Origin of the sequence: Paracoccus isoporae (assembly GCF_900101865.1) — a bacterium.
Taxonomy (GTDB): Bacteria; Pseudomonadota; Alphaproteobacteria; order Rhodobacterales; family Rhodobacteraceae; genus Paracoccus; species Paracoccus isoporae.
On the sequence record NZ_FNAH01000002.1, the window covers coordinates 117,967 to 144,208 of the forward strand.

Below are 26,242 nucleotides of genomic sequence, written 5' to 3' on the forward strand. Positions count from 1 at the left end.
CGCCGTGACCGGGTGGCTGGGACCGGAGGAATGGCAGGCCGTCGCGCTGTCGCTGAAAGTGTCCTTCTGGGCGACGCTGGCCAGCCTGCCGCCGGGGATCCTTGCCGCGCATGCGCTCGCCCGCTGGCGCTTTCCGGGGCGGCAGCTTCTGAACGGGCTCGTGCATCTGCCGCTGATCCTGCCGCCGGTCGTGACCGGCTATCTTCTGCTGATCGCCTTCGGCACGCGCGGTCCGGTGGGCGGGTTCCTGGAGGATCTGGGCATCGTGTTCGCCTTTCGCTGGACAGGTGCTGCGCTTGCGGCCGCCGTGATGGCGTTCCCGCTGATGGTCCGGGCGATCCGGCTGTCGATCGAGGCGGTGGATGCGCGGCTGGATCAGGCGGGGGCGACGCTGGGGGCCTCGCCGCCCTGGGTGTTCGTGACGGTGACCCTGCCCATGGCTCTGCCGGGGATCGTGGCGGGCGCGATCCTGGGTTTTGCCAAGGCGATGGGAGAGTTCGGCGCGACCATTACCTTCGTGTCGAACATTCCCGGAGAGACCCGGACCGTGCCGATGGCGATCTATGCCTTTTTGCAGGTGCCGGGCGGGACCGAGCCCGCGATGCGGCTGGTGATCGTCTCGGTGGTGATCGCGATGAGCGCGCTGCTTCTGTCGGAATGGCTGGGCCGTGCGGTCGCGGCACGGGTCGGGGGCAGCCATGCTTGAGGTCGCGCTGTCCCATCGCTTTGCCGGGTTCGCGCTGGATGTCGATTTCACCGCGCCGCCGGGCATCACCGCGCTGTTCGGCCGGTCCGGCTCGGGCAAGACCAGCATCATCAATGCCGTGGCGGGGTTGCTGCGGCCGGATGCGGGGCGGATCACGGCCGACGGGCGGGTGCTGTTCGATTCTGCGCAAGGCGCGTTCCTGCCGCCGCATCGCAGGCGGCTTGGATATATCTTTCAGGAGGCGCGGCTGTTTCCGCATCTGACCGTGCGCCGCAACCTGGCCTACGGGGCATGGTTCGCGCCGCGCCACGCCCTGCGCGAGCCGCGGGACCGGGTGATCGAGATGCTGGGCATCGGGCATCTGCTCGACCGGCGCCCGGCCGCCTTGTCGGGGGGCGAGCGGCAGCGCGTGGCGATCGGGCGCGCGGTGCTGTCGGCGCCGCGGCTGATCCTGGCCGATGAGCCGCTGGCCTCGCTCGATGCGGCGCGCAAGGCGGAGATCCTGCCCTATTTCGAGCGGCTGCGCGACGAGCTGTCGGTGCCGATGCTCTATGTCAGCCATTCCGCCGCCGAGGTCGCGCGGCTGGCGACGACGGTGATCGCGATAGAGGCCGGGCGGGTGAGCGCGCAGGGGCAGGCGGCGGATCTGTTCAGCGACCCGGCGATCCTGCCCCTGGGCGCGCGCGAGGCCGGGGCGATCCTGACCGCGCGGGTCGCGCGCCACCATGCCGACGGGCTGACAGAACTGGATGCAGGCGGCCATCCGCTGTTCCTGCCGCGGATCGCCGCCGCGCCGGGTCGGGCGATGCGGATCCGGGTCGCGGCCCATGAGGTGATCCTGTCGCGCCACCGGCCCGAGGGGCTGTCGGCGCTGAACATCCTGCCGGGCCGGGTGCTGACCGTGGCCGAAGGGCAGGGGCCCGGCGCGATGGTGACGCTGGAGACCCCGGCGGGGCGGCTGCTGGCGCGGCTGACAAAGCGGTCGGCGGCGCTCCTGGAGTTGCGCGCCGGTGTCGCGGCGCATGCGATCATCAAGACCGTTTCTGTCGCGCCGGGCGATATCGGGGCAGGGGGCGATACGTCCGAGGCCGCGCGGGCGGATCAGATGCCCAGATAGGCTTCGCGGATGCGCGGATCTGCGATCAACTCGTCTGCCGCGCCGTCCATGGTGATCCGGCCGGTCTCCATGACATAGCCGCGATCCGCGATCTTCAGCGCCCCGAAGGCATTCTGTTCGATCAGCAGCACCGTGACATCGCGCGATTTCAGCGTCGAGATCACGTCGAAGATCTGCTGGACCAGGATCGGGGCCAGGCCCATCGAGGGCTCGTCGAGCAGCAGACAGCTCGGCCGGCCCATCAGCGCCCGCGCGATCGCCAGCATCTGCTGCTGCCCGCCCGACAGCCCGCCGGCGTTCAGATTGCGCTTCTCGCGCAGGATCGGGAACATCTGGAACGCGTCCTCCAGATCGCGGTCCACCCGCGCATCGCCATGGACGAACGCCCCCAGCCGCAGATTCTCCTCCACCGACAGGTTGGTGAAGATCTGGCGCCCCTCCGGGGACTGGGTGATGCCGCGCCCGATCCTGCGATAGGCGGGCAATGCGGTGATGTCGTCGCCACGGAACCGGATTTCGCCCCCCGCGACCGGCTGGGTGCCGGAGATGCAGCGCAGCAGCGTCGTCTTGCCCGCGCCATTGGCGCCGACCACGGTGACGATCTCGCCCGACCGAACCGCCAGGTCGATGCCGTGCAGCACCTCGATCCGGCCATAGCGCGATGTGAGCCCGCTGACCTCAAGCATCCGCCGCCTCCGCCGCCTCGGTGCCCAGATAGGCCGAGATCACCTGCGGATCGCGGCTGACCGTCGCGGGATCGCCCTCGGCGATCTTCTCGCCGTGATCCAGCACCACGATATGGCTGGAGATCCGCATCACCATCTTCATGTCATGCTCGACCAGCAGGATCGCCACGCCGCTTCGCGCCACCTCCGCGATCATCTGGTCGATCTCCTCGGTCTCGACCGCGTTGCAGCCCGCCGCCGGCTCGTCGAGCAAGAGCACCTTGGGATCGAGCGCAAGCGCGCGGGCGATTTCCAGCCGCTTCAGCTTGCCGTAGGACAGGCTCCCGGCCTCGGTCTCTGCGGCCCGGTCCAGCCCGACCCGCGCCAGAAGCGCCATCGCCCCCTCGCGGGCCGCGCGGACGCGGGCGCGGGCGCCGGGCAGGCGGAACAGGTCGGCCAGCAGGCTGCCCGATTCGGTCAGGTGATATCCGGCAATGGCATTGTCCAGCACGGTCATGTTCTGGAAGATCTGAAGGTTCTGGAAGGTCCGGGACAGGCCGCGCCGCGCCAGCAGGTCGGGGCGCATTCCGGTCACGTCATCGCCGTTCAGCACCACCCGCCCGTCGCCCGGCATGTAGATGCCCGAGATCATGTTGAACAGCGTCGTCTTGCCCGCCCCGTTCGGCCCGATCACCGACAGGATCTCGCCCGGCTTGACGCTGAATCCGACCTGGTTGACCGCCCTGAGACCGCCGAAGGATATGCCCAGATTCTCGACCCGCAGAAGATCGCTCATTCGCTCTTCCCCCGGATCAGCCGCATCAGCGAGGGCAGCAGCCCGTCGCGCAGGAAGATCATCACCAGCATCATGATGAGGCCGAGCAGCAGATGCTCGTATTCGGCAAACACCGTCAGCACCTGCGGCAGCATGGTCAGTATGGCCGCGCCGAACACGGCACCCAGCACCGAATGCGCGCCGCCCAAGACCGTCATCGTTACCAGTTCGATGGAGTGCATGTAGCCCGCCACATCCGGGGTGATGAACTTGTTCTGCAATGCCAGCAGCGAGCCCGCGACCGAGGCATAGACCGCCGAGATGACGAAGGCCTGCAGCTTGTAGCGCGCCACGTCCACCCCTACGGTGCGGGCCGCGACCTCGGATCCGTGCAGCGCGCGGAGCGCCCGGCCGGTGGGGCTGTCATACAGGTTCAGTGCCAGCCACGCCCCCGCCAGCAGCACCAGCCCCGACATCCAGTACCAGAATTGCGAATTGGACAGATCCAGCCCGGCCGCCTCGGCCAGGTCGGGCAGGCCGCTATCGGCCACGGTGATCCCGTCCGGCCCGCCGGTCAGTGCTGCCTCATTCATCAGCACCATATAGACGAGAATGCCGAACCCCAGCGTCGCCACGGCCAGGTAATAGCCCTTGAGCCGCAGGATCGGGCGGCCGACCAGCCAGGCCAGCAGGGCCGAGATCGCCGCGCCAAGAAGCGGCGCGAGCAGCGGATGGATCCCCCATTGAACCGGCATGATCGCGCAGCTATAGGCGCCGATGCCGGAAAATCCGGCATGGCCCAGGCTGATCTGCCCGGCATAGCCGATCAGGATCACCATGCCGGTCACCGCCAGCCCGTTCATGAAGATCAGTGAGCCGACCCGGTAGTAAAAATTCGACGGGAACATCAGCGGCGACAGCGCGATCAGCACCGCCAGAACCAGAAGCGTCGTGGCCCGCGGGGACAGCCGCATCAGACCCGCTCCGTCTGCCGGGCACCGAACAGGCCCTGCGGCATGATAAACAGCACCAGCAGAATGACGATAAAGGCGGCGGCGTCCTTGTATTGCGAGGAGAGATACCCGGCGGTCAGCGCCTCGAGAATGCCCAGCAGGATGCCGCCGACAAGCGCACCCTTGGGATTGCCCATCCCGCCCAGCATGGCAGCGGCAAACCCTTTCAGCGCAAGGGCGATCCCCACATCATATGAGGTGTTGGTGATGGGCGTCGCCAGCACGCCTGCAAGCGCGCCGATCGCGGCGGACAGCGCGAAGGACAGCGTCATCACCCAGTTGGTGTTGATGCCCACGAGCTGTGCGGCCAGCCGGTTGTTCGAGGTGGCCAGCACCGCCTTGCCGGTCAGCGTGCGGGTGAAGAACAGCCACAGCGCGATGAACACCGCCACCCCGCCCGCGATCACCCAGAGCGATTGCGGCAGGATGGTGGCGCCGCCGATGCGGAACGGCGCGTCGCCCGAAAAGGCGGGGAAGCGGTGGATCTGCTTGTCGAAGACCAGCGAGGCGACGCCGCGCAGGAAGATCGAGGCCCCGATGGTGATGATGATCAGCGACACGACCGGCGCGCCGCGCGCGGGTTCGATCGCCAGCTTGTTCAGCGCCACCCCGATCACCGCCGTCGCCGCAATGGCAATCCCCGCCGCGAGCAGAAGCGGCAGCCCGGCCGCATGGGCAAAGACCGTGATCATTCCGCCCAGCATGACGAATTCGCCCTGGGCGAAATTCACCACGTCCGAGGCGTTGTAGATGATGGTGAAGCCGAGCGCGACAAGCGCGTAGACCGCGCCCACCGTCAGCCCCGAGAACAGGAATTGCAGCAGTTCCGGCATGACGCCTCCGCAGCTCGGGCGGGCGCGTGACCGCGCCCCGCCCGGTCACGCCGATTATTCGACGATGGTCCAGTTGCCGTCCTTGATTTCCAGCATCTCGAACGCATCCAGCGTCAGGCCGAGATGGTCGTCGCCGGAGAAATTGACCTCGCCCGCCGTGCCCACAAACCCGGATGTCGCCTCGATCGCATCGCGGATCGCCGCAGGCTCTGTGCTGCCCGCGCTTTCGATGGCGGCTTTCAGGATATAGAGCGCATCATAGGCGTGCCCGCCGAAGGTGGACACATCCTCGCCGGTCTCGCTCTCGTAGCCGTCGCGATAGCCGACCACGACCGGCTTTTGCGGATCGTCCTCGGCAAGCTGATCGGCCACCAGCAGCGCGGCGGCGGGCAGGCGGACCCCCTCCGCGGCTTCGCTGCCGGCCAGTTCGATGAACTGCTTGGACGCGACGCCGTGCGACTGGTAAAGGGGCGCGTCGATGGCCAGTTGCGTGTGGTTGCGCGTCACCACCGCCGGACCCTGGCCCATGCCGGAGTTCAGGATCGCCTCGGCCCCGGACCCCTTGATATTGGTCAGCTGCGGCGTCATGTCGGCGTCCTGCGGCCCGTAGACCTCGTCGGCCACGATCTCCACCCCCGACGCCTCGGCCACGTCCTTGCATTGCGCCTGCATGGATTTGCCGAACCCGTCCGAGCCGGAGATCATGCCGATCCGGCTGAAGCCGCGCGCGGCCATGTCCTCGAAGATCTTCTCGCAGGCCATGCGGTCGGTATGCGGGGTCTTGAAGACGAACTCCTTGACCGGCTCGATGATCTCGACCGCGCCGGCCAGGCTGATGAAGGGGATCTCGGCATCCTCGTAGACCGGGACCATCGCCATTGTGGTGCCGGTGGTGGTGCCGCCGATCACCGCGACGACCTCGTCATCCTCGACCAGCCGTGTGGCGAAAGTGCGGGCCTTGTTCGGGTCGCCGCCATCGTCATACATGATGAGGTTGATCGGCTCGCCAATGATGCCGCCCTCGGCATTGATCTTCTCGACCTCCATGCGCAGGGTCTTGGCTTCGGGATCGCCCAGGAAGGCGGCCGGGCCGGTTTCCGAGATCGAGGCGCCGATATTGATGTCGGCAAGCGCCGGGCCTGCCAGAGCGGTCAGGGCGGCGGCGGTGCTCATCAGGGTGCGGATGGTCATTCAGCGTTCCTCCCAGTTGCTGAACCTCGCCGGTTGTCCCGGCGAATTTTGTCCTTTGCGAGTCGGGGGAATGCGGCCAGACTGGCAATGGTCGGCGCTGCGTTTTCGGTTCATGTCGCAGCATCGGCCGGGCGCGAAAGATTCGCCAAGTCCTGCCCCTCCCTTCCTCCCGAATATAATTGACTGACCGTTCGGTCTATGCAACATCTTTTTTGGCATCGGGGAGGATGCATGTGGCGATTGGCGGGGGAGGAGATGGCGGCATGCGCGATCAGGCAATCGGTCTGAGTGATCCGGACCGCAACGTGCTGCGGCTGTGCCTGAACGCCCCGCGCGACAGGCGGCGCGCCCAGCCCGTCACCGCCGATCCGGCACAGCACCCGGCAGCGTTTCGCGGCGCATGAGACGCGCCGCCGACATGACCCCGCAGGAACTGGCCGAGGCTTCGGCCGATGCGATGTGGGCCGCGGACCGCGCCAGCCAGCATCTCGGCATGGTCATCGAGCATATCGCGCCCGGCGCGGCGCGGCTGCGCATGGAGGTGACGCGAACCATGACCAACGGCCATGACAACGGGCATGGCGGCTACATCTTCACCCTGGCAGACAGCGCCTTCGCATTCGCCTGCAACAGCTACAACGCCGTCACCGTCGGCCAGCAGGCCTCGATCACCTATCTCGCCCCGGCCAGGCTGGGCGATCACCTGACCGCCGATGCGCGCGAGGTCTCCCGCGCGGGACGCAGCGGCGTCTATGATGTCGAAGTCACAAATCAGCACGGCACGCGCATCGCCCTGTTCCGCGGCATGTCCCGGACGGTCCGGGGCAGCTACGTGCCCGATTGAGCCAGTGAGGAACAAGTGCCATGGAAGACCTGACCCCGGACCCTACCACGCTCGATCCCGTCGAGACCGCCTCGCGCGACGATATCGCGGCGATCCAGCTCGACCGGCTGAAATGGTCGCTGCGCCACGCCTATGACAACGCGCCCTTCTACAAGGCGCGGTTCGATGCGGCCGGGGTGCATCCCGACGACCTGCGGGAGCTGTCGGATCTGGCGAAATTTCCCTTCACCACCAAGCAGGATCTGCGCGACACATATCCGTTCGGCATGTTCGCCATCCCGCGCGAGGAGCTGGTGCGCATCCATGCCTCGTCCGGGACCACGGGCAAGCCGACGGTGGTGGGCTACACACGCCGCGACATCGACAACTGGGCCGATCTGATCGCGCGCTCGATCCGCGCCTCGGGCGGGCGGCCCGGCGATATCTGCCATGTCTCTTACGGCTACGGGCTGTTCACCGGCGGGCTGGGCGCGCATTACGGGGCCGAACGGCTGGGCTGCACGGTGGTCCCGATCTCCGGCGGGATGACCGAGCGGCAGGTGACGCTGATCGAGGATTTCAAGCCCCGCATCATCATGGTCACGCCGTCCTACATGCTGTCGATCCTGGACGAGTTCCGCAGGCGGGGCATGGACCCGCGCGAGAACTCGCTTCAGGTCGGGATCTTCGGGGCCGAGCCCTGGACCAACCAGATGCGCCAGGAGATCGAGCAGGTCTTCGACATGCACGCGGTGGATATTTACGGCCTCAGCGAGATCATGGGGCCGGGCGTGGCCAATGAATGCGTGGAGACCAAGGACGGGCTGCATATCTGGGAAGATCATTTCCTGCCCGAGATCATCGACCCCGAGACGGGCGAGGTGCTGCCCGATGGCGAGATGGGTGAACTGGTCTTTACCACGCTGACGAAGGAGGGGCTGCCGATGGTGCGCTATCGCACCCGCGACCTGACCCGGCTTCTGCCCGGCACGGCGCGCAGCGTGCGCCGGATGGAAAAGATCACCGGGCGCAGCGACGACATGATCATCCTGCGCGGGGTCAACGTGTTCCCGACCCAGATCGAGGAGCAGATCCTGAAGATCGCCTCGCTCGCCCCGCATTTCCAGATCGAGCTGCAGACCGGCGCGAACCGGATGGACAGCATGACGGTGCATTGCGAATGCCTGCCCGATGCCGCCGATCCCGCCAGCCGGGATGCTGCGGCGAAGGACCTGGCCCATCGCATCAAGTCGGTGGTGGGGGTCAGCTCGACCATCACCATCCACGACCCCGACGGCGTCGCCCGGTCCGAGGGCAAGGCCAGGCGCGTGGTCGATAACCGCCCGAAGGAGCGGTAAGTTTTCCCGCCCGGTCGCGTGACAAGGCCGGGCCGGAAGGGTAAGCCAGCCGGCGGCGCGGACCATCCGCGCGCCGCAAGACAGGAAGACCAATGGCCCGGACCCGCGCCAGCGATTTTGCCGAGAAGCAGCAGGACCTGCTGCGCAGCGCGGCTGCGGTGATTGCCGATCTCGGCATGGACAAGGCCTCCATGGCGCAGATCGCCGACAAGGCGGGCGTGTCCAAGGCGCTGCTCTATCACTACTACCCCGGCAAGGACGCGCTGATCTTTGCGATCATCGAGACCCATCTGCTGGAAATCGACGACGCGGTGGCCGCCGCCGATGACCCGCAGGCGGATGACCGGGACCGGCTGCGCCGTCTGGTCGGCGCGGTGCTGGACATCTATCGCGGCGCGGATAACGAACATGTCGTGCAACTCAACGCGAAACGCGCCCTGTCCGAGGCGCAGCAGCAGAGCCTGGCCGAGATCGAACGGCGCATCGTGCGCCGCTTCTCTGCCGTGATCGGCCGCATCAATCCGCAGCTTCAGGCGGACCGCCCGCTTCTGATGCCGGTGACCATGTCGCTCTTCGGGATGATGAACTGGGTCTATATGTGGTTCCGCGATGGCGGGCCGATCACGCGCGAGGATTACGCCGACATCGCCACCACGCTGATCCTTGAGGGCGTGAAGGCCGTGCGCTGAGCGCCGCCCGGCGCCGTCTCTCGAAAATATGTTCCGATCCGTCTTGGAAGCGCCGCCACGGCGTTCTAGAATTTCCGCGTAAGGCGGGAAGTCCGTCCCGGCCGCGTCTGCGCCGATATGCGACGGCCCCGGCAGCAGCCAGATCGGAGGCAACACATGTCCTATCGCGTCAACATGGCCGTGACCCCCGAGGTCGAGCCGTTTTTCGACGAGGCCAGCAACACGATTTCCTATGTCGTCCGTGATCCCGGCAGCGATGCCTGCGCGGTGATCGATTCGGTGATGGATATCGACTACGCCGCGGGCCGCATCGCCTATGACCATGCCGACCGGATGATCGGCTTCATCCGCGAGAACGGGCTGGATCTCGAATGGCTGATCGAGACCCATGTCCATGCCGATCACCTCTCTGCCGCGCCCTATATCCAGTCCAAGCTGGGCGGCAGGCTGGGCATCGGGCGCAACATCACCCTGGTGCAGGAGACCTTCGGCAAGATCTTCAACGAAGGCACCGAGTTTCAGCGCGACGGCAGCCAGTTCGACCGGCTGTTCGACGATGGCGACCGCTACCGGATCGGCGGGATGGAGTGTTTCGCCATCCACACCCCCGGCCACACACCGGCCTGCATGACCCATGTGATCGGGGACGCGGCCTTTGTGGGCGATACGCTGTTCATGCCCGATGGCGGGTCGGCCCGCGCCGATTTTCCGGGCGGCGATGCGGGTGAGCTGTATGACAGCATCCAGAAACTGCTGGACATGCCGGAGGAGATGCGACTGTTCATGTGCCATGATTACGGCCCGAATGGGCGCGAGATCCGCTGGGAGACCACCGTGGGCGCGGAAAAGGCGCATAACATCCATGTCGGCGGCGGCACCTCGCGCGAGGATTTCGTGAAATTCCGCACCGAACGCGACGCCAGCCTTGCCATGCCCCGTCTGATCCTGCCGTCGCTGCAGGTGAATATGCGGGCAGGCGAGTTGCCACCCGCCGATGAAACGGGCAAACGCTTTCTCAAGGTGCCGCTGAACGAGCTATGAGGAGAGATTGCCGATGATGGATATCAGAAAGATCGACGACCGCATTTCGGTCTCGCCGCAGATCGAGCCGGGCGATGTCGCGGAGCTGGCCGCGCAGGGCTATCGCAGCATCATCTGCAACCGCCCCGATGGCGAGGAGGCGGGCCAGCCGGACCACGCGCAGATCGCCGCCGCCGCGGAAGAGGCCGGTCTGACATTCGTGACGCTGCCGGTCACGCCCGGTCAGATGAATGCCGCGCTCGTCGCGGAATTCGGCGCGGCGATGGAGCAGTTGCCGACGCCGGTGCTGGCCTATTGCCGCAGCGGCACGCGCAGCGCGACCGCCTGGGCGCTGTCGCAATCGGGCCGCAAGGGTCGCGACGAGATCCTTCTGGCGGCGCGTCAGGCGGGTTACGATCTCAGCGGAATCGCCGGCGCGCTGCGGGACCCCGGCTAAGGGGGTCAGATCAGCGTCGCGCTCCAGTCGGCGCGCTCCAGCAGGAATTGCGCGATCCGGTTGACCCGGTCGGTGGCGATGAGCAGCGCGAATATCGCCAACCCGAGCGCCGATCCCTTGCGCAGCAGCCCGGCCGGGCGGGGCAGGGCGGCGGTCAAACTCGCCATGACCACGAAGGGCGTGACCATCCCGGCCGCGTAAAGCGAAAGCAGCGCGGTGCCGGTCAGCGCCTCGCTCCGCGCCAGGGCGATCAGCGCCGACAGGCTAGGCCCCACGCAGGCGGTCCAGCCAAAGCCGAAGGCCAGACCCAGCAGCACCGCCCGGATGATGCCAGACCGTCCGGCCGCGCGGCCTGACGACAGCACCCGAAATGCCGCCACGATCAGCACGGCACCGGCCAGCAGGCGAAGCTCCGCGTGCCATGCGATAAAGATCTGCCCGATCCGCGTGGCTCCCAGGCAGGACAGCAGGAACACCGCGCCGAACCCCGCGCCGAACCCCGCCCCCTGCCAGCCCGGCAGGCCGCGCCCGGCCAGCAGGCACAAAAAGAAGGGCAGCACTGGCAGGACACAGGGCGACAGGAAGGACAACAGCCCGGCCAGATAAGCGTCGATGGCGGCAAGATCGGTCATCGCGCTCCTTCGAGCGCCTGCGGTCCGGGAAGTCAATCCGGTTGAAACACGCGCACGGATCGGTCAACGCTGGCGGATGGAGTCTCTCAGGCTGGACAAGTTCCTGTGGGCAGCGCGGTTCTACAAGACCCGCGCGCTCGCCCAGCAGATGATCGAGGGCGGCAAGGTGCGCATCGACGGCGACCGGGTCAAGCCCGCCCGCGCCGTGCGGCCGGGCCAGATCATCGAACTGCGCCAGGGCCGGACGCGGCGGCGGATCGAGGTGCTGGGTCTGTCCGAGACGCGCGGACCTGCGACGCAGGCGCAGCAGCTCTATCGTGATCTGAGCGCGCCGGAGAAGATCGGGATCTTCGATGAGGAGTAAGGCCCGGCACGGCCGGTCGGATTGGTAGGCCCGGAGGGACTTGAACCCCCAACCAAGGCGTTATGAGCGCCCTGCTCTGACCATTGAGCTACAGGCCCAGCCAGTGATCCCCATCTGACTAGTCAGACGCGGCGGCACGGTCAAGCGCGGGGTTTGGACCTCACGGACCGCATCGCCCGTATTGCCCGTGCGCAGCGCCTGCTGTATCGCACGGGCAGAATTGACGAAAGGAAATCCGATGTCCGAGCGCGAACGCGGTCTGTCCTATGCCGATGCGGGCGTCGATATCGACGCGGGCAATGCCCTGGTCGACCGCATCAAGCCGGCGGCGGCGGCGACGGCGCGGCCGGGCGTGATGGCCGGGCTGGGCGGGTTCGGGGCGCTGTTCGATCTGAAGGCGGCGGGATATGCCGATCCGGTGCTGGTGGCCGCGACCGATGGGGTGGGCACCAAGCTGCGCATCGGGATCGATACCGGCGAACTCGACGGTCTGGGCATCGACCTCGTCGCGATGTGCGTCAATGACCTGGTCTGCCAGGGGGCGGAGCCGCTGTTCTTCCTGGATTACTTCGCGACCGGAAAGCTCTCCGTGGACGAGGCCGCGCGGGTGGTGACGGGGATCGCGGAGGGCTGCGCGCGCTCCGGCGCCGCGCTGATCGGCGGCGAGACGGCCGAGATGCCGGGCATGTATCACGACGGGGATTTCGACCTGGCAGGGTTCGCCGTCGGCGCGATGGAGCGGGGCGCGGAGCTGCCGCAAGGCGTGGCGGCAGGTGACGTGCTGCTCGGGCTCGCCTCGGACGGGGTGCATTCCAACGGGTTTTCGCTGGTGCGCCGGGTGGCCGAAGCGGCCGGGCTGGGCTGGGCCGATGCCGCGCCATTCTCCGACGCCACGCTGGGGCAGGCGCTGCTGACGCCGACGCGGCTGTATGTCCAGCCGGCCCTGGCTGCGATCCGCGCGGGCGGGGTGCATGGGCTCGCCCATATCACCGGCGGCGGGCTGACCGAGAATCTGCCGCGCATCCTGCCCGACGGGCTGGGGGCCGAGATCGACCTGGCCGCGTGGCCGCTTCCGCCGGTCTTCGCCTGGCTGGCCAATGCGGGCGGGATTTCCGAGGCCGAGATGCTCAAGACCTTCAATTGCGGCATCGGCATGGTGCTGGTGGTGGCGGCGGACCGGGCCGATGCCCTGTCCGCCGTGCTGCGCGATGCGGGCGAGACGGTCACGCGGATGGGCCATGTCGCGCCGGGGCAGGGGGTGCAGTATCGCGGCGCGCTGACGTGATCCGCGTCGCCATCCTGATTTCCGGGGGCGGATCGAACATGGTCCGGCTGGTCGAATCGATGACCGGCGACCATCCGGCGCGCCCGGTGATCGTCGGCGCGAATGATCCCGATGCGGGCGGGCTGGAGAAGGCCCGCGCCATGGGTGTCGCCAGCTTTGCCGTCGATCATCGCCCCTTCGGCCGCGACCGCGCCGCGTTCGAGGCGGAACTGGCCCGCCATCTCGACGCGGCCGAGCCGGACATCGTGGCGCTTGCCGGGTTCATGCGCATCCTGACGCCGGAGTTTGTCCGCCGCTATGCCGGTCGGATGCTGAACATCCACCCGTCGCTTCTGCCGAAATATCCCGGCCTGCACACCCATGCCCGCGCGATCGCGGCGGGCGATGCCGAGGCCGGGGCGACGGTGCATGAAGTCACCGCCGATCTGGATGCCGGGCCGATCCTCGGGCAGGCGCGGGTGCCGGTGCGGCCGGGCGATGACGCGGACAGCCTTGCCGCGCGGGTGCTGATCCGCGAACATGCACTCTATCCGGCGGTGCTGCGCCGCTTTGCTTCAGGTGAGAAGTCTCCTCTATATATATGAAGAGAATGGGTAATATCTGCCGGTTGAACGCGGGCGCGAAATCCGGCAGGCTGTGCGGATCAAGCTGAGGACGCCAGATGCCAGCCTCTCCCCAAGTCGGATTATTCGTCACCTGTCTCGTCGATGCGATGCGCCCGCAGATCGGCTTCGCAACGCTGCGATTGCTGGAATCGGCGGGCTGCACGGTCGAGGTGCCGCGCGCCCAGACTTGCTGCGGTCAGCCCGGCGGCAACAGCGGCGACCGGCGCGGTGCGGCCGCCCTCGCGCGGCAGGTCATCGAGGTGTTCGAGGGGTTCGACTATCTCGTCGCGCCGTCGGGATCCTGCGTCGGGCAGATCCGCTCCTACCCGTCGCTGATGGATGATGCAGGCTGGCGGCGGCGCGCGGAAGATCTTGCCTCCAGATCATATGACATCATTGGCTTTCTGCGCGACGTGCTGGGCTGGCAGCCCGATGGGGTGCGGCTGGAGGCGTCGGCCACCTATCACGACAGTTGCTCCGGCCTGCGCGAATTGGGGGTGGAGCGCCAGCCCCGCGAGTTGCTGGCCGGTGTGGCGGGGCTGGAGATGCGCCCGCTGGAGGGTGCCAATATCTGCTGCGGCTTCGGCGGGACGTTCTGCGTGAAATATCCCGAGATCTCCACCGCGATCCTGTCCGAAAAGACCCGCAATATTCGCGACACCGGTGCGGATCTGCTCCTGGCCGGCGATCTGGGCTGCCTGATGAACATGGCGGGGCGCCTGAACCGCGAAGGCGCGGCGACCCGCTGTTTCCACACTGCCGAGGTGCTGGCGGGCATGGCGGACGGCCCCGCCATCGGGGAGGAAGGCTGATGGGCGCGCCGCAGACCGGGCCGGATTTCAAGGCTCGCGCAAGTGCCGCGCTGTCCGACGCGCATCTGAAGGTCGCCATCGATCGCACCACCGGCACCGGCCAGAGCAAACGCGCCGCCGCCGTGGCTGCGTTTCCCGAATTTGAGGCCGCGCGCAGCCGCGCCGCCGCGATCAAGGATCACGTCATCGCGCATCTCGACCACTACCTGGCCGAGTTCGAGCGCAATGCCACGGCCGCCGGGGCGCAGATCCACTGGGCGCGCAACGCCGCCGAAGCCGCCGGGATCGTGACGCGCATCTGCCGTGACGAGGGTGCCAGGATCGTCACCCGCTCCAAATCCATGCTGGGCGAGGAGATCGGCCTGCCCCACGCGCTCGAGGAGGCCGGGATCGAGCGGGTGGAGACCGATCTGGCCGAGCATATCATCCAGCTTGCCGGCGAACGTCCCAGCCATATCATCTGGCCCGCCATGCACCGCACGCGCGAGGACGTGGCCGATCTGTTCCGCGACGGCCACAGCCCGCCGCCCAACGCCGAGGATCCCGAGGCGATGGTGGCCTCGGCCCGGAGGGTGCTGCGCGAGAAATTCCTGGCGGCCGATATCGGCATCTCGGGGGCGAATTTCCTGGTGGCCGAGACCGGCGCGACCTGCACCGTCACCAATGAGGGCAATGCCGAATTGTCCACCACCCCGCCGCGCGTCCATATCGTGACCGCGGGGATCGAGAAGCTGGTGCCCTCTACCGCGCATGCGATGGCGCTGCTGCGGGTGCTGGTGCGCTCGGCCACCGGGGGCGAGGTCACCCAATACACTACCTTCCATTGCGGGCCGAAACGGGCCGGCGATGCGGATGGGCCGGAGGTCATGCATGTAGTGCTGGTCGATAATGGCCGGACGCGGATGCTGGGCGACGAGTTCCGCGAGATGCTGCGCTGCGTGCGCTGCGGGGCCTGCATGAATCACTGCGTGGTCTATCGTCAGATCGGCGGGCACGCCTATGGCGGCACCTATCCCGGCCCGATGGGTGCGGTGCTGACGCCGGTGCTGGACGGGCTGGCGCCCAGCAAGGATCTGCCCTTCGCCTGCACCATGAACGGCCGCTGCGAAGAGGTCTGCCCGGTGAAGATCCCGCTGAAAACCATGCTCAAGGCGTGGCGCGTGCGCAGTTGGGACAGCCAGCAGCAGGCCGGGGCGATGCGGTTCGGGTTGGGGCTGTGGGGTTTTGCGGCGCGGCGGCCCTGGCTCTATCATATCGGCACGTGGCTGGCGCTGCCGGTGATGCGCCTGTTCGGTCGGGGCGGCTGGATCCGCCGCATGCCGCTGGCGGGGGGCTGGACCGGCTCGCGCGATCTGCCGACACCCGCCGCGCGCAGCTTCATGGCGCAGTATCGCAGCGCGCAGCGCCGGGGCCGGGAATGAGCGCGCGCGACGATATTTTCGCGGCCATCGAACGCGGGCTGACAAGCGGCCCGGCCGGCGCGCTGCCGCGCCGGTCGGAAACGGAGATCCGGGCCGAGGCCGCGGCGCTGCTGGCAGCGCCCGGCTCGGTGCGCCCGAAGCTGACCGGCCCGGACCCGGTCTCTGCCTTCATCGAGAAATGCGCCATGCCCGCGCTCGGCGTCACGCTGTCGCATGTGGCGGGCAGATCGGCCTTGCCGCAGGCGGTGGCGCAGTATCTTCAGGAACAAGGACTGCCGCCGGTCGTGGCGGTGACGGGCGATCCGCTTTTGGCCGACCTCTCCGGCGCGGGGATCGAGACCCGCAAGGACTGCGCCCCGGACGAGGCCGCCGCGATCAGCGTCGCGGATTGGGCGATCGGAGAGACCGGCTCGGTGGTGATCCACTCATCGCCCACCCAGCCTGTGCTGCACGCCCTGCTGCCGCGTCACTGGCTGGTCGTGGTCCGCGAAAGCGCGGTGCTGCCGCATCTGGAAGATTACGCAACGCACAGCGTGGCCGCGCCCCGCAACGCGGTGATGATCACCGGCTCCTCCGGCACCACGGATATCGAGGGGTTCTTCGTCCGCGGCGCGCATGGGCCGGGCTTTGTGCATGTGCTGTTGATGAAGGGGTGACATCACCCCATCCGGCGCGGCGTCAGCACGCGCAACGTGACGTGACAATGGGTGGGCCGAGCGCGCTAAAGATACAGGAAGCCCTGGCGGCTGGCCTGCTTGTCGAGCGGATAGGATTGCTCCAGCCGCAGCCAGTTCTGGACCGAGCCCGCTTTCGTCATGCCGGGAATGAAAAGCTGCGTCACCCGCCTTGCGGCAAGGTCGTTCTGATGCGGCATCCTGACATCCGGGCCGCCATCACCGGCAGGGATGACGACCGAATTGGCGAGGCCGGACCAGGCCAGCAGATTTCGGGTGGTGGCGACACGGATCAGCAGGCTTGTATCGCTCCACTCCGGCGGCACGAGGCAGAGCGTGCGCAGGGCCATGCCGACAGACAGCCCCCAGACCTCGCCGAAGCGGATGATCTGATCGAGCGCCTGCCGCTCGATCCACCATGACCCTGCCGCCACACCGGCAATGCCCGCCGCCTGCTTTCCGAAACGGAAGAGCTTGGTTCCAGCGGCAATTTCCCGGCGCTGCGGCGAGATCATGCCGCCGGTCTGCGCGCGGAACAGGACACGGCCCTGCGCGTCGGTGATGGCGGTGCTGGCGCGCAGATCGATCCCCTGGGCGCGCTGAACGCTTTGCGGATCGTCGAAAAAGGACTGGTTCGGGAAGGACATGGCAGCCCCGCTGGCCGGAATCAGATCTCCCCTCCGATTATCGCCAAGCCGTGCCGGTTCGGCAAGTCTCTGATCGGAGGGCGGTTTCCCGCCCGTCATTACAGCGTCACAGAACTGTCTTGCAGCAATGATAAGCGGCGACTACTCATCAGGGCCAGGCGGCGCCTGACCCGGCCCGGATGGCCGGGGATTGCAGTAAGGAAAGGCTTCTCATGCGCATTGCGGTTCTTGGCGGCGACGGATTTGTCGGCTGGCCGACCTCGCTTCATCTGTCCAATCTCGGCCACGAGGTGCATATCCTCGATAACCTGTCGCGCAGATGGATCGACACGGAGCTGGGCGTGCAGTCCCTGACCCCGATGGATTCGATCCAGGAACGCTGCCGGATCTGGAAGCAGGAGACGGGGAACCAGATCCAGTTCCACCTGCTCGATCTGGCCAAGGAATTCGAGCGGCTGAAGACATGGCTGGCCGAGCACAGGCCCGACGCCATCATCCATTTCGCCGAACAGCGCGCCGCGCCCTATTCGATGAAGACCGACCGCCACAAGGTCTACACCGTCGACAACAACGTCAACGCCACCCATAACCTGCTGGCGGCGATGGTCGAGACCGGGATCGACGCGCATCTGGTCCATCTGGGCACGATGGGGGTGTACGGCTATTCCTCGGTCGGTGCGCCGATCCCCGAGGGCTATCTGGATATCGAGATCGACACCCCCACCGGCAAGAAACAGCAGCAGGTGCTGTATCCGACGCGGCCCGGCTCGGTCTATCACATGACCAAGAGCCTCGATCAGATCATGTTCCAGTTCTTCGCCCAGAATGACGGGCTGCGCATCACTGATCTGCATCAGGGCATCGTCTGGGGGACGCATACCGATCAGACACGGCGCCATGAGCAGCTCATCAACCGGTTCGATTATGACGGCGATTACGGCACGGTGCTGAACCGGTTTCTCATTCAGGCGGCGATCGGCTATCCGCTGACGGTGCATGGCACGGGCGGTCAGACGCGGGCTTTCATCCATATTCAGGATTGCGTGCGCTGCATCGAGCTGGCCTTGGCCGATGCGCCCGCGGCGGGCGAGCGGGTGAAGATCTTCAACCAGATGACCGAGACCCACCGGGTCCGCGATCTGGCGGCGATGGTGGCGCGGCTGTCGGGGGCGAAGGTGATGAACCTGCCCAACCCGCGCAAGGAGGCGGCTGAAAACGATCTCATCGTGAAGAACGACCAGTTTCTGGCCTTGGGGCTGAACCCGATCACGCTGGAGGAGGGGTTGTTGTCCGAAGTGGTGGATGTGGCGAAGAAATACCAGCACCGCATCGACCGCTTGCGCGTGCCGGCGGTGTCGGCCTGGACGAAGGAGATCGCGGCCGAGGTCGATCACGACCCCGAGGCGCACGCGCAGGACGCGAAAGCGGCGGAGTAACGGCGGCCGCGCCACGACCCGAGCGGTTACGGGTCGGCGGCGGGCTGCTAATCTGCGGGCCGCGATCTCTGCTCGCGCCAACATCACCGCTCTATCCCCGCCCGGAATCAAGGGGCGCAGCCCCGCCGGGCAGCGTCCGGCCGCCCCCTCGGGCGGACGCTTCTTCGCCGGTCCGCGCCGGACGGCCGTTCAACGGGGATGAGGGATAAAGCGCATTGCTCAAATGCCGCTGCGTCCACCCGGCGGCCGAACGATGCCCTGTGATCGGACTCGGATCACCCCCGCATCCGCGGCGGCCTCGGCTTGTAGACCGGCAGCGACCATCCCCAGATCAGCGTGCCCGCGCGCAGCAGGAACACGCTCAGCCCGCCGCCGCTCAGCGCCACCGGCCGCGGCAGCCCCAGCCAGGCCAGCATCAGCGCCACCACCGCCCCGCCAAAGGCGCAGGTCAGGTAGAGTTCGCTGCCCTTCAGGATCAGCGGCACCTCGTTGCCGACCACGTCGCGCATCAGCCCGCCCATCGTGCCGGTGATGACCCCCGCGATGACCACGATCACCGGCCCGTAGCCGCCCACGAGCGCCACGCCCACCCCCGCCGGCACCGCCACCGCAAGCGCGATCGCGTCCAGCCAGAGCAGCCAGCGATACCGGCTCTCCAGCAGATGCGCGGTCCAGAACACCAGCACCGCGGCGGCAGTCGCGATCCCGATCAGTTCCGGCTGCGCCACCCAGAAGACCGGATCGCGCCCAAGCACCAGATCACGCAGCGTGCCGCCGCCCACCGCGGTCAGCGAGGCCATGAAGATGAACCCGATAATGTCGAGCTGCGCCCGGCTGGCCACGAGCGCACCGGTCAGCGCGAAGACAAGCACCGATCCGTAATCCAGCGCCCAGATATAGGCGCCAAGCGTGTTCAGCATCTCCGGGGTCACCTGGCCCTCCTGTCGCGGCATGACAGTCGCGCCTGTGCCATGAAACGCCGCGGCAGGGAAGGGTGCGGTGGCAGGGTCGCTCATATCGCCGGGCTGACACGTTGTCGGCCGGATGGGTGCACGCCGCGGACGCGGCCCTCCGCCCCCGTAACAGGACACGATTGTTGACGATGGGCGGGACGCGCCGTCGGTAGACGCGCCGCCTGACCCTCAGGTCGTGACGTCGGGCCGGTCGCGGCCGGTGTGGTCGCGGATCTGCGCGATGTCCTCGGCTGCGGCGATGACCGGGGCGAGCGCCTCCTCCACCGGGAGCGACAGATTGCCATCGGCAGGCTGATAACGTTCCAGATAGACCCGCAGCGTCGCGCCCTCGGTGCCGGTGCCGGACAGGCGCATGACGATGCGCGAGCCATCGGTGAAGATGATCCGGATGCCCTGACGCTCGGAGACGGAGTCGTCGATCGGGTCGTGATAGGCGAAATCATTGGCGGCCTCGACCTGCATCCCGGCGAAATCCTGGCCCGGCAGACCGTCCAGAATGCCGCGCAGCCGGTCGATCAGCGCATTCGCCCGATCGGCAGGCACCGCCTCGTAATCATGGCGGGAATAGTAGTTGCGCCCGTATTCCGCCCAGTGATCGCGCATGATCTCCGCGACGGATTGCCGGCGCGCGGCCAGGATGTTCAGCCAGAGCAGCACCGCCCACAGCCCGTCCTTCTCGCGCACATGGTCCGAGCCGGTGCCGGCCGATTCCTCGCCGCACAGCGTCACCCGGCCCGCATCCAGCAGATTGCCGAAGAACTTCCAGCCGGTGGGCGTCTCGTAGCAGTCGATCCCGGCCTTCTCCGCCACCAGATCGGCGGCGCGCGAGGTCGGCATGGAGCGTGCCACCCCCGACAGGCCGGCCGCGTAGCCCGGCGCATGATGCGCATTCGCCGCCAGCACCGCCAGACTGTCGGAGGGCGTGACGTAGATGCCGCGCCCGACGATCATGTTGCGGTCGCCATCGCCGTCCGAGGCGGCGCCGAAATCCGGGGCCTCCGCGCCCATCATCACGGCCATCAGATCATCGGCCCAGACCGGGTTCGGATCGGGATGGCCGCCGCCGAAATCGGGCAGGGGGGTGGCATTGACGACGCTGCCCGGTGCGGCGCCGAGCCGGTTTTCAAGGATCTCGGTCGCATAGGGGCCGGTCACCGCATGCATGGCGTCGAAACGCAGGGTAAAGCCCGCGCCCAGAAGATCGCGGATCGCGGCGAAATCGAAGATCTGGTCCATCAGCTCGGCATAGTCTGCGACCGGATCGACGATCTCGATCTCCATTCCGCCCATCTGGGCGCTGCCCGGCGCGGAAAGATCGGCGTCCTGAGCCACGAAGATGCGGTATTCGGTGATCTCCCTGGTGCGGGCAAAGATCCTGTCGGTCACGGATTCCGGGGCCGGGCCGCCATTGGCGCCGTTGAATTTCAGGCCGAAATCCTCGTCCTCGCCGCCGGGATTATGGCTGGCCGACATGATGAACCCGCCATCCGCGCCGCGCTTGCGGATCAGGTTGGACGCAGCCGGGGTCGACAGCAGCGCATTCTGCCCCACGATCACCTTGGCCGCCCCGTTCGCCGCGCAGATGCGCAGGATGACCTGCGCCGCGCGGTCGTTGAAGAACCGGCCATCCCCGCCCAGCACCAGCGTCTTGCCCTCGACCCCGCCGATGGCGTCGATGATCGACTGGACGAAGTTTTCCAGGAAATGCTCCTGCATGAAGTCGCGGGTCTTCTTGCGCAGGCCGGATGTGCCAGGCTTCTGGCCCTCGATCGGGGTGGTGGTGACGGTGTTAACACTCATGCGGGGTCTCCCTCTGGCATGAACAAGGCAATGGAATCGGCATGGACCAGCACGCTGGCACCCGGTTCGGACCGATCCTGCGTCAGCGGATCGGCGGTGTCGAGGCACCGCAACCAGCCGCGTCCGCGCAATTCGGGCAGCAAGATCTCGACCGGCGCATCGCTGCCGTTCACGGCGATCAAGGCGGTGTCGTCTGCATGCGCGTCGCGATCCGGAAGATCGGCCGCCAGGCGCAGTTCGAGCGCCAGCGTGCGCAGCCCCGGGTTCTGCCAGTCGGCGGGCGACGGCTCCTCCCCGCCCGGCAGCCGCCACACCAGATCGCGCCCGCCGCCGGGGATCTCGGCCGAGTGCAGGAAGCGCCGCTGGCGCAGCACCGGATGGGCGTGGCGCAGCGCGATCAGCCGCGCGGTGAAATCGGCCAGGGCCCGATCGGGATCGTCCCAGTCGATCCAGCCGGTCGGGTTGTCCTGGCAATAGGCGTTGTTGTTGCCGTGCTGACTGTTGGCGATCTCGTCGCCGGCCAACAACATCGGCGTGCCCTGCGACAGAAACAGCGTCGCCAGCAGGTTGCGGCGCCGCTGCGCGCGGGCGGCGTTGATGGACGGATCATCGGTCGGGCCTTCATGGCCCAGATTGTCCGAGCGGTTGTCGTTATGCCCGTCATTATTGCCCTCGTGATTGGGCAGGTTGTGCTTGTGGTCGTAGCTGGTCAGATCGGCCAGGGTGAACCCGTCATGGGCGGTGATGAAATTCACCGTCGCCTGCGGCGCACGCCCGCCCCGGTCGAAGCTGGGGGCGGAGCCGGTGATCCGCTCGGCCAACTCCGCGATCCCGCCATCGCGCCGCCAGAAGCCGCGGGCGGTGTCGCGGAAGCGGTCATTCCATTCCAGGAAGGGCGGGGGAAAGGCACCGAGCTGGTATCCGCCGGGGCCGACATCCCACGGTTCCGCAATAAGCCGCACATTGGCCAGCACCGGATCCTGACGCAGCGCCGACAGGAACCGGCCATCGGGGGCGAACCCCTCCGGCTCGCGGCCCAGCACCGGGGCCAGGTCGAAGCGGAACCCGTCCACCCCCATGATCTCGACCCAGTAGCGCAGCGAATCGAGGATCATGCGGATGACCATCGGATGGGCGCAGTTCACCGTGTTGCCGGTGCCGGTGTCGTTGACGTAGAAGCGCGGATTGTCGGGCATCAGCCGGTAGTAGCTGGCATTGTCCAGACCGCGGAAGGACAGGGTCGGGCCCAGCTCGTTGCCCTCGGCGGTGTGGTTGTAGACCACGTCCAGCACCACCTCGATCCCCGCCGCATGCAGCCGCGTGACCATGTCGCGGAACTCCGCCGGATCGCCCTGCGCGGTATAGCCCGCCTCGGGCGCGAAGAAGGCCAGCGTGTTGTAGCCCCAGTAATTCGACAGCCCCTTGCGGGTCAGGAAGGCCTCGTCGGCATGGGCCTGCACCGGCAGCAGTTCCAGCGTCGTGATGCCCAGCCGGTGCAGATGCTCGATCACCGCATCGCTGGCCAGTCCGGCGAAGCGGCCGCGCTGCGCCTCGGGCACGCCCGGATGGGCGGCGGTCAGCCCCTTGGGATGGGCCTCGTAGATCACCACCCGGTCGCGCGGGACGCGCCGCGCGCGGGGCAGGGGGGCAGGGTCGGCGTAGACCATGCATTTCGGCATGAACGGGGCGGAATCGCGGTGATCCGGCGACAGATCGGCCTGGGCTGCCCCCGGAACATATCCCAGCAGCGCCTCATGCTGGATCAGCGGGCCGGAGAGACGCCGCGCATAAGGGTCGATCAGCAGCTTGGCGGGGTTGAACCGGTGCCCCTGCTGCGGTGCGAAGGGGCCATAGGCGCGCAGACCGTAAAGCGCGCCCGCGCCCAGACCGGGCACGAAGCCGTGCCAGATATCGCCCAGCCGGTCGGGCAGGGCCAGTTTCTGGATCTCGCGCTGCCCCTGCGCATCGTAGAGGCAGATCTCGATGCGCTCGGCATGGGCGGAGAACACGGCGAAATTCACCCCGTCGCCCACGGGATGCGCCCCGAGCCGGTCGGCGCTGCCGGCCGAGATCGCGTAGGTCATGTCAGTCATCTGGCTTTCAGCGTGTCATCAGCTTTTCATAGAGCGCCGCGTAGTCGCGGGCCGAGGCGTCCCAGCCGACCGGATGGGCCATCGCCTGGCGCATCATCCGCTGCCAGATCGCGGGCTGATGGTAAAGGGCGGAAACACGGCGCAGCGCCATGGACAGCGCATCGGCGGTGACCGGCGCAAATTGCGCCCCCGTCGCCACGCCGGCGCGGATCGCGGCGTCATTGGCGTCGATCACCGTATCGGCCAGCCCGCCGGTGCGCGCCACTAGCGGGATGGTGCCATATGCCAGCCCGTAGAGTTGGGTCAGCCCGCAGGGCTCGAAGCGGGACGGCACCAGCACCACGTCGCCGCCCGCGAACATGCGGTGCGACAGCGCCTCGTCATAGCCGATGCGCACCCCGACCCGGCCGGGATGGCGCGCGGCGCTGCGCAGGAACCCCTCCTGCAGGTCCGGCTCGCCGCTGCCCAGCACCGCCAACTGGCCGCCCCGCGCCACCAGGCCAGGCAGCGCCTCGAGCAGCAGGTCCAGCCCCTTCTGCCGGGTCAGGCGGCTGACCACGATGAAGAGCGGGCCGCCCTGATCGTCCAGCCCGAACTCCTCGCGCAGCGCGCGGGCCGAGACCTGCTTGCCCGTCATGTCATCGGCGGTGAAATTCGCCGGGATCTGCGGATCGGTGGCCGGGTTCCACACCGTCTCGTCCACCCCGTTCAGAATGCCGGTCAGCGCCTCGCGCCGCGCCCGGATCACCCCCTCCAGCCCGAAGCCGAATTCCGGCGTGGTCAGTTCGGCGGCATAGCTGGGCGACACCGTGCTCAGCGCATCGGCCGCCACCAGCCCGGCCTTCAGCGCGCTGATCTGTCCCCAGTATTCATAGCCTTCCGGGTGAAAATCCTGCGGGGGCAGGCGCAGCGCCTCGACCTGGCGGGCGGGGGCGATGCCCTGGAAGGCGATGTTGTGGATGCTGATGACAGACGGCACCACGCCGCGCACCCAGAGCGGCGCGAACCCGGCCTGCCAGTCATGGGCATGCAGAAGGTCGGGCCGCCAGCCATCGCCCAGCCCGTGCCGCGCAATCTCTGCTGCCGCCCAGCTCAGCGCGGCGAAGCGGGCGGGATTGTCGGTCCAGTCCGCGCCGCTGGCATCGGCGTAGAGCGATCCGTCCCGGTCGAACAGATGCGGCGCATCCAGCAGCAGCATGTCCAGCCCGGCCATCTTGCCGCCCAGCACGCGGGCCGGTCCGCCATAGAGATCGGGGTCCGACCACAGCTCCGTCCCGCCATCCATCTGCGCGCTCAGCCCGCGATAGGCCGGGATCAGCGTGCGCAGATGCCAGCCGAGCGGGGCCATCGCGCCGGGCAGCGCGCCGACCACATCGGCCAGCCCGCCGGTCTTGACCAGGGGCGCGCATTCGGACGCCACCGACAGAACCTGCCCGCCGGTCCGGGCGCCACGCCCTGCCGCGGGACCCGGGCCGGCTGCCGCCTCGGGTGAGGACGCGGACCCAGCCATGCGCGGCTTGCCGCCCTTGGCAGCCTTTCGCGGCGGCGCGGATTTCGCTGATCCCGGTCTCTTCGTCATGCGCCTGCGTCTCTTCTGTCCAGCATGTCCTGGGTGATCAGCGTCACGCCGTTCTCCGTGCGGCGGAACCACCGCGCATCCTCATCCGCATCCTCGCCCACGACCAGGCCTTCGGGGATCCGCGCGCCACGGTCGATCACCACATTGGTCAGCCGCGCATGGCGTCCGATGCCGACATAGGGCATGGCCACCACCGATTTCAGCGAGGCATAGCTGTTGGCCTTCACCCCGGTGAACAGCAGCGAATTGCGCACCTCGGATCCCGAGATGATGCAGCCGCCCGACACCATGGAGCTGACCGCGTGACCCCGCCGATCCTCGTCGTCATGGATGAACTTGGCGGGCGGGGTGATCTCGCCATAGGTCCAGATCGGCCAGTCACGGTCATAAAGATCCAGCTCGGGCGAGAAATCGGTCAGGTCGATATTGGCCTGCCAGAACGCGTCGATCGTGCCGACATCGCGCCAATAGGCCGGCGCATCCGGGGCGGAGCGGACGCAGCTTTCGGTGAAGCGATGCGCGACGGCCTTGGCGTTCTTGACCAGATCCGGGATCAGGTCATGGCCGAAATCATGGCTGGAATTCGGGTTCGCCGCGTCTTTCAGCAACAGCTCGCGCAGGAACTTCCAGTCAAAGACATAGATCCCCATCGAGGCGAGGGTGGAGTTCGGGTCATCCGGCATGCCCGGCGGATCCTTGGGCTTTTCGAGGAAGGAGACGATCCGCCCCTCCGCATCGACATCCATCACCCCGAAGGCCGAGGCCTGGTCGCGCGGCACGGTCAGGCAGCCAACGGTCACATCCGCACCGCTGTCCACATGCTGCTGCAGCATCAGCTCGTAATCCATCTTGTAGATGTGATCGCCGGCCAGAACGAGAAGGTAGTCGACCTGATAGCTGTCGATGATCGCGATGTTCTGGGTCACCGCGTCGGCGGTGCCGCGATACCAGTTCTCCTCGTCCATCTGCTGGCTGGCGGGCAGGATGTCGAGGAATTCGTTGCGCTCCGAGCGGAAGAAGGACCAGCCCCGGTTCAGGTGGCGGATCAGGCTGTGGGCCTTGTACTGCGTGGCCACCGCCATCTTGCGGATGCCGGAATTCAGCGCGTTGGACAGCGCGAAGTCGATGATCCGCGACTTGCCGCCGAAATAGACCGCCGGTTTCGCGCGCCGGTCGGTCAGCTCCTTCAGCCGCGAGCCGCGGCCCCCGGCCAGCACATAGGCCATGGCCCGCGATGACAGGCGATTGGGTCGATACAGTGTCATGGGTCTCC

Annotated in this window: 27 protein-coding genes and 1 tRNA gene; 15 read left to right on the forward strand and 13 right to left on the reverse strand. The window is 67.5% G+C overall.

The window, feature by feature from the left end; genetic code table 11:
* Positions 1-4 precede the first annotated feature (4 nt).
* Positions 5-706, forward strand: coding sequence for a molybdate ABC transporter permease subunit (gene modB / locus BLT73_RS04225; RefSeq protein ID WP_090521856.1), 702 nt, complete (start codon positions 5-7; stop codon positions 704-706).
* Positions 699-1,823 carry a molybdenum ABC transporter ATP-binding protein gene (gene modC / locus BLT73_RS04230; RefSeq protein ID WP_090521858.1) on the forward strand — a complete coding sequence of 375 codons (1,125 nt, stop codon included), beginning with the start codon at positions 699-701 and terminating at the stop codon, positions 1,821-1,823. Before modB ends, modC begins: the two co-directional genes overlap by 8 nt.
* On the opposite strand, the gene BLT73_RS04235 is transcribed toward modC, so the two are convergent.
* The 5 genes from BLT73_RS04235 to BLT73_RS04255 are packed head-to-tail and all read right to left on the reverse strand — an operon-like array spanning position 1,808 to position 6,300.
* The gene (locus tag BLT73_RS04235) at positions 1,808-2,509 is read right to left on the reverse strand and encodes an ABC transporter ATP-binding protein (protein WP_090521226.1); all 702 of its coding nucleotides are present in this window, start codon (positions 2,507-2,509) and stop codon (positions 1,808-1,810) included. The two genes, modC and BLT73_RS04235, sit on opposite strands and share 16 nt — an antisense overlap.
* Positions 2,502-3,284, reverse strand: a complete 783-nt coding sequence (locus BLT73_RS04240; protein ID WP_090521228.1) for an ABC transporter ATP-binding protein — start codon at positions 3,282-3,284, stop codon at positions 2,502-2,504. The genes BLT73_RS04235 and BLT73_RS04240 overlap by 8 nt, the downstream gene beginning before the upstream one ends.
* Complete coding sequence (locus BLT73_RS04245) at positions 3,281-4,237, reverse strand: branched-chain amino acid ABC transporter permease (protein WP_090521230.1); 957 nt, start codon at positions 4,235-4,237, stop codon at positions 3,281-3,283. Before BLT73_RS04245 ends, BLT73_RS04240 begins: the two co-directional genes overlap by 4 nt.
* The gene (locus BLT73_RS04250) at positions 4,237-5,109 is read right to left on the reverse strand and encodes a branched-chain amino acid ABC transporter permease (RefSeq protein WP_090521232.1); all 873 of its coding nucleotides are present in this window, start codon (positions 5,107-5,109) and stop codon (positions 4,237-4,239) included. Before BLT73_RS04250 ends, BLT73_RS04245 begins: the two co-directional genes overlap by 1 nt.
* Positions 5,110-5,163: 54 nt before the next feature.
* Positions 5,164-6,300, reverse strand: a complete 1,137-nt coding sequence (locus BLT73_RS04255) for an ABC transporter substrate-binding protein (RefSeq protein ID WP_090521233.1) — start codon at positions 6,298-6,300, stop codon at positions 5,164-5,166.
* A gap of 263 nt (positions 6,301-6,563) precedes the next feature.
* Here BLT73_RS04255 and BLT73_RS17220 point away from each other — a divergent pair, with 263 nt between their 5' ends.
* From BLT73_RS17220 to BLT73_RS04280, 6 genes are all read left to right on the forward strand, one after another.
* Entirely contained in the window at positions 6,564-6,704 is a 141-nt protein-coding gene (locus BLT73_RS17220) for a hypothetical protein (protein WP_176804902.1), read from the forward strand.
* A gap of 14 nt (positions 6,705-6,718) precedes the next feature.
* Positions 6,719-7,144, forward strand: coding sequence for a hydroxyphenylacetyl-CoA thioesterase PaaI (paaI, locus tag BLT73_RS04260; RefSeq protein ID WP_090521860.1), 426 nt, complete (start codon positions 6,719-6,721; stop codon positions 7,142-7,144).
* 20 nt (positions 7,145-7,164) lie between these two features.
* Positions 7,165-8,481 carry a phenylacetate--CoA ligase PaaK gene (gene paaK, locus BLT73_RS04265; protein WP_090521234.1) on the forward strand — a complete coding sequence of 439 codons (1,317 nt, stop codon included), beginning with the start codon at positions 7,165-7,167 and terminating at the stop codon, positions 8,479-8,481.
* Between the two features lie 92 nt (positions 8,482-8,573).
* Entirely contained in the window at positions 8,574-9,170 is a 597-nt protein-coding gene (locus tag BLT73_RS04270) for a TetR/AcrR family transcriptional regulator (protein ID WP_090521235.1), read from the forward strand.
* A gap of 156 nt (positions 9,171-9,326) precedes the next feature.
* Complete coding sequence (locus BLT73_RS04275; RefSeq protein ID WP_090521236.1) at positions 9,327-10,211, forward strand: MBL fold metallo-hydrolase; 885 nt, start codon at positions 9,327-9,329, stop codon at positions 10,209-10,211.
* Positions 10,212-10,224: 13 nt separating this feature from the next.
* On the forward strand, positions 10,225-10,647 hold the full coding sequence (locus tag BLT73_RS04280; protein WP_218132503.1) for a protein tyrosine phosphatase family protein: 423 nt from the start codon (positions 10,225-10,227) through the stop codon (positions 10,645-10,647).
* A 5-nt stretch (positions 10,648-10,652) separates the two neighbouring features.
* Here the strand turns inward: BLT73_RS04280 and BLT73_RS04285 are convergent, their stop codons facing one another.
* Entirely contained in the window at positions 10,653-11,279 is a 627-nt protein-coding gene (locus BLT73_RS04285; protein WP_090521239.1) for a cytochrome c biogenesis CcdA family protein, read from the reverse strand.
* A gap of 76 nt (positions 11,280-11,355) precedes the next feature.
* Between BLT73_RS04285 and BLT73_RS04290 the strand changes: the two genes are divergently transcribed.
* A complete protein-coding gene (locus tag BLT73_RS04290) occupies positions 11,356-11,643 on the forward strand; it encodes an RNA-binding S4 domain-containing protein (protein WP_090521240.1) in 288 nt (95 codons plus the stop codon).
* 22 nt (positions 11,644-11,665) lie between these two features.
* Here the strand turns inward: BLT73_RS04290 and BLT73_RS04295 are convergent.
* Positions 11,666-11,741: transfer RNA gene (locus BLT73_RS04295), tRNA-Ile, on the reverse strand.
* Between the two features lie 140 nt (positions 11,742-11,881).
* Here BLT73_RS04295 and purM point away from each other — a divergent pair.
* The 5 genes from purM (at position 11,882) to BLT73_RS04320 (ending at position 16,422) form a co-directional block, all read left to right on the forward strand.
* Positions 11,882-12,928, forward strand: coding sequence for a phosphoribosylformylglycinamidine cyclo-ligase (gene purM, locus BLT73_RS04300; RefSeq protein ID WP_090521242.1), 1,047 nt, complete (start codon positions 11,882-11,884; stop codon positions 12,926-12,928).
* On the forward strand, positions 12,925-13,512 hold the full coding sequence (gene purN / locus BLT73_RS04305; RefSeq protein WP_090521244.1) for a phosphoribosylglycinamide formyltransferase: 588 nt from the start codon (positions 12,925-12,927) through the stop codon (positions 13,510-13,512). Before purM ends, purN begins: the two co-directional genes overlap by 4 nt.
* A 77-nt stretch (positions 13,513-13,589) precedes the next feature.
* Positions 13,590-14,345: a (Fe-S)-binding protein gene (locus BLT73_RS04310; RefSeq protein WP_090521245.1), complete on the forward strand. Its 756-nt coding sequence runs from the start codon at positions 13,590-13,592 to the stop codon at positions 14,343-14,345.
* Positions 14,345-15,766 carry a lactate utilization protein B gene (locus tag BLT73_RS04315; RefSeq protein WP_090521247.1) on the forward strand — a complete coding sequence of 474 codons (1,422 nt, stop codon included), beginning with the start codon at positions 14,345-14,347 and terminating at the stop codon, positions 15,764-15,766. Before BLT73_RS04310 ends, BLT73_RS04315 begins: the two co-directional genes overlap by 1 nt.
* Positions 15,763-16,422 carry a LutC/YkgG family protein gene (locus BLT73_RS04320; RefSeq protein ID WP_090521249.1) on the forward strand — a complete coding sequence of 220 codons (660 nt, stop codon included), beginning with the start codon at positions 15,763-15,765 and terminating at the stop codon, positions 16,420-16,422. Before BLT73_RS04315 ends, BLT73_RS04320 begins: the two co-directional genes overlap by 4 nt.
* A 65-nt stretch (positions 16,423-16,487) precedes the next feature.
* On the opposite strand, the gene BLT73_RS04325 is transcribed toward BLT73_RS04320, so the two are convergent.
* Positions 16,488-17,087: a hypothetical protein gene (locus BLT73_RS04325; protein ID WP_090521250.1), complete on the reverse strand. Its 600-nt coding sequence runs from the start codon at positions 17,085-17,087 to the stop codon at positions 16,488-16,490.
* 212 nt (positions 17,088-17,299) lie between these two features.
* Between BLT73_RS04325 and BLT73_RS04330 the strand changes: the two genes are divergently transcribed.
* Positions 17,300-18,523, forward strand: coding sequence for an NAD-dependent epimerase/dehydratase family protein (locus BLT73_RS04330; protein WP_090521252.1), 1,224 nt, complete (start codon positions 17,300-17,302; stop codon positions 18,521-18,523).
* A gap of 275 nt (positions 18,524-18,798) precedes the next feature.
* Here BLT73_RS04330 and BLT73_RS04335 read toward each other — a convergent pair whose 3' ends face one another.
* From BLT73_RS04335 to glgC, 5 genes are all read right to left on the reverse strand, one after another.
* Positions 18,799-19,443, reverse strand: a complete 645-nt coding sequence (locus BLT73_RS04335) for a trimeric intracellular cation channel family protein (RefSeq protein WP_090521864.1) — start codon at positions 19,441-19,443, stop codon at positions 18,799-18,801.
* 222 nt (positions 19,444-19,665) lie between these two features.
* Entirely contained in the window at positions 19,666-21,297 is a 1,632-nt protein-coding gene (locus tag BLT73_RS04340) for an alpha-D-glucose phosphate-specific phosphoglucomutase (RefSeq protein ID WP_090521253.1), read from the reverse strand.
* Positions 21,294-23,381 (reverse strand): glycogen debranching protein GlgX, encoded by a 2,088-nt coding sequence (gene glgX / locus BLT73_RS04345; RefSeq protein ID WP_245727063.1) that lies wholly within the window; start codon positions 23,379-23,381, stop codon positions 21,294-21,296. Before glgX ends, BLT73_RS04340 begins: the two co-directional genes overlap by 4 nt.
* 16 nt (positions 23,382-23,397) lie before the next feature.
* Positions 23,398-24,810, reverse strand: coding sequence for a glycogen synthase GlgA (gene glgA / locus BLT73_RS04350; protein WP_245727065.1), 1,413 nt, complete (start codon positions 24,808-24,810; stop codon positions 23,398-23,400).
* Positions 24,811-24,965: 155 nt separating this feature from the next.
* Complete coding sequence (glgC, locus tag BLT73_RS04355) at positions 24,966-26,234, reverse strand: glucose-1-phosphate adenylyltransferase (RefSeq protein WP_090521257.1); 1,269 nt, start codon at positions 26,232-26,234, stop codon at positions 24,966-24,968.
* Positions 26,235-26,242 lie beyond the last annotated feature (8 nt).

Excerpts from the sequence above, each read along its gene's own strand:
- paaI (WP_090521860.1), top strand. The coding sequence starts at position 6,719 with ATGACCCCGCAGGAACTGGCCGAGGCTTCGGCCGATGCGATGTGGGCC.
- purM (WP_090521242.1), top strand. The coding sequence starts at position 11,882 with ATGTCCGAGCGCGAACGCGGTCTGTCCTATGCCGATGCGGGCGTCGAT.
- BLT73_RS04275 (WP_090521236.1), top strand. The coding sequence starts at position 9,327 with ATGTCCTATCGCGTCAACATGGCCGTGACCCCCGAGGTCGAGCCGTTT.
- modC (WP_090521858.1), top strand. The coding sequence starts at position 699 with ATGCTTGAGGTCGCGCTGTCCCATCGCTTTGCCGGGTTCGCGCTGGAT.
- BLT73_RS04240 (WP_090521228.1), bottom strand. The coding sequence starts at position 3,284 with ATGAGCGATCTTCTGCGGGTCGAGAATCTGGGCATATCCTTCGGCGGT.
- BLT73_RS04280 (WP_218132503.1), top strand. The coding sequence starts at position 10,225 with ATGATGGATATCAGAAAGATCGACGACCGCATTTCGGTCTCGCCGCAG.
- BLT73_RS04330 (WP_090521252.1), top strand. The coding sequence starts at position 17,300 with ATGCGCATTGCGGTTCTTGGCGGCGACGGATTTGTCGGCTGGCCGACC.
- paaK (WP_090521234.1), top strand. The coding sequence starts at position 7,165 with ATGGAAGACCTGACCCCGGACCCTACCACGCTCGATCCCGTCGAGACC.
- BLT73_RS04340 (WP_090521253.1), bottom strand. The coding sequence starts at position 21,297 with ATGAGTGTTAACACCGTCACCACCACCCCGATCGAGGGCCAGAAGCCT.
- BLT73_RS04245 (WP_090521230.1), bottom strand. The coding sequence starts at position 4,237 with ATGCGGCTGTCCCCGCGGGCCACGACGCTTCTGGTTCTGGCGGTGCTG.
- BLT73_RS04315 (WP_090521247.1), top strand. The coding sequence starts at position 14,345 with ATGGGCGCGCCGCAGACCGGGCCGGATTTCAAGGCTCGCGCAAGTGCC.
- BLT73_RS04250 (WP_090521232.1), bottom strand. The coding sequence starts at position 5,109 with ATGCCGGAACTGCTGCAATTCCTGTTCTCGGGGCTGACGGTGGGCGCG.
- BLT73_RS04235 (WP_090521226.1), bottom strand. The coding sequence starts at position 2,509 with ATGCTTGAGGTCAGCGGGCTCACATCGCGCTATGGCCGGATCGAGGTG.
- BLT73_RS04290 (WP_090521240.1), top strand. The coding sequence starts at position 11,356 with ATGGAGTCTCTCAGGCTGGACAAGTTCCTGTGGGCAGCGCGGTTCTAC.
- glgX (WP_245727063.1), bottom strand. The coding sequence starts at position 23,381 with ATGACCTACGCGATCTCGGCCGGCAGCGCCGACCGGCTCGGGGCGCAT.
- BLT73_RS04285 (WP_090521239.1), bottom strand. The coding sequence starts at position 11,279 with ATGACCGATCTTGCCGCCATCGACGCTTATCTGGCCGGGCTGTTGTCC.
- BLT73_RS04335 (WP_090521864.1), bottom strand. The coding sequence starts at position 19,443 with ATGCTGAACACGCTTGGCGCCTATATCTGGGCGCTGGATTACGGATCG.
- glgC (WP_090521257.1), bottom strand. The coding sequence starts at position 26,234 with ATGACACTGTATCGACCCAATCGCCTGTCATCGCGGGCCATGGCCTAT.
- BLT73_RS04255 (WP_090521233.1), bottom strand. The coding sequence starts at position 6,300 with ATGACCATCCGCACCCTGATGAGCACCGCCGCCGCCCTGACCGCTCTG.
- BLT73_RS04310 (WP_090521245.1), top strand. The coding sequence starts at position 13,590 with ATGCCAGCCTCTCCCCAAGTCGGATTATTCGTCACCTGTCTCGTCGAT.
- BLT73_RS04320 (WP_090521249.1), top strand. The coding sequence starts at position 15,763 with ATGAGCGCGCGCGACGATATTTTCGCGGCCATCGAACGCGGGCTGACA.
- BLT73_RS04270 (WP_090521235.1), top strand. The coding sequence starts at position 8,574 with ATGGCCCGGACCCGCGCCAGCGATTTTGCCGAGAAGCAGCAGGACCTG.
- BLT73_RS04325 (WP_090521250.1), bottom strand. The coding sequence starts at position 17,087 with ATGTCCTTCCCGAACCAGTCCTTTTTCGACGATCCGCAAAGCGTTCAG.
- BLT73_RS17220 (WP_176804902.1), top strand. The coding sequence starts at position 6,564 with ATGCGCGATCAGGCAATCGGTCTGAGTGATCCGGACCGCAACGTGCTG.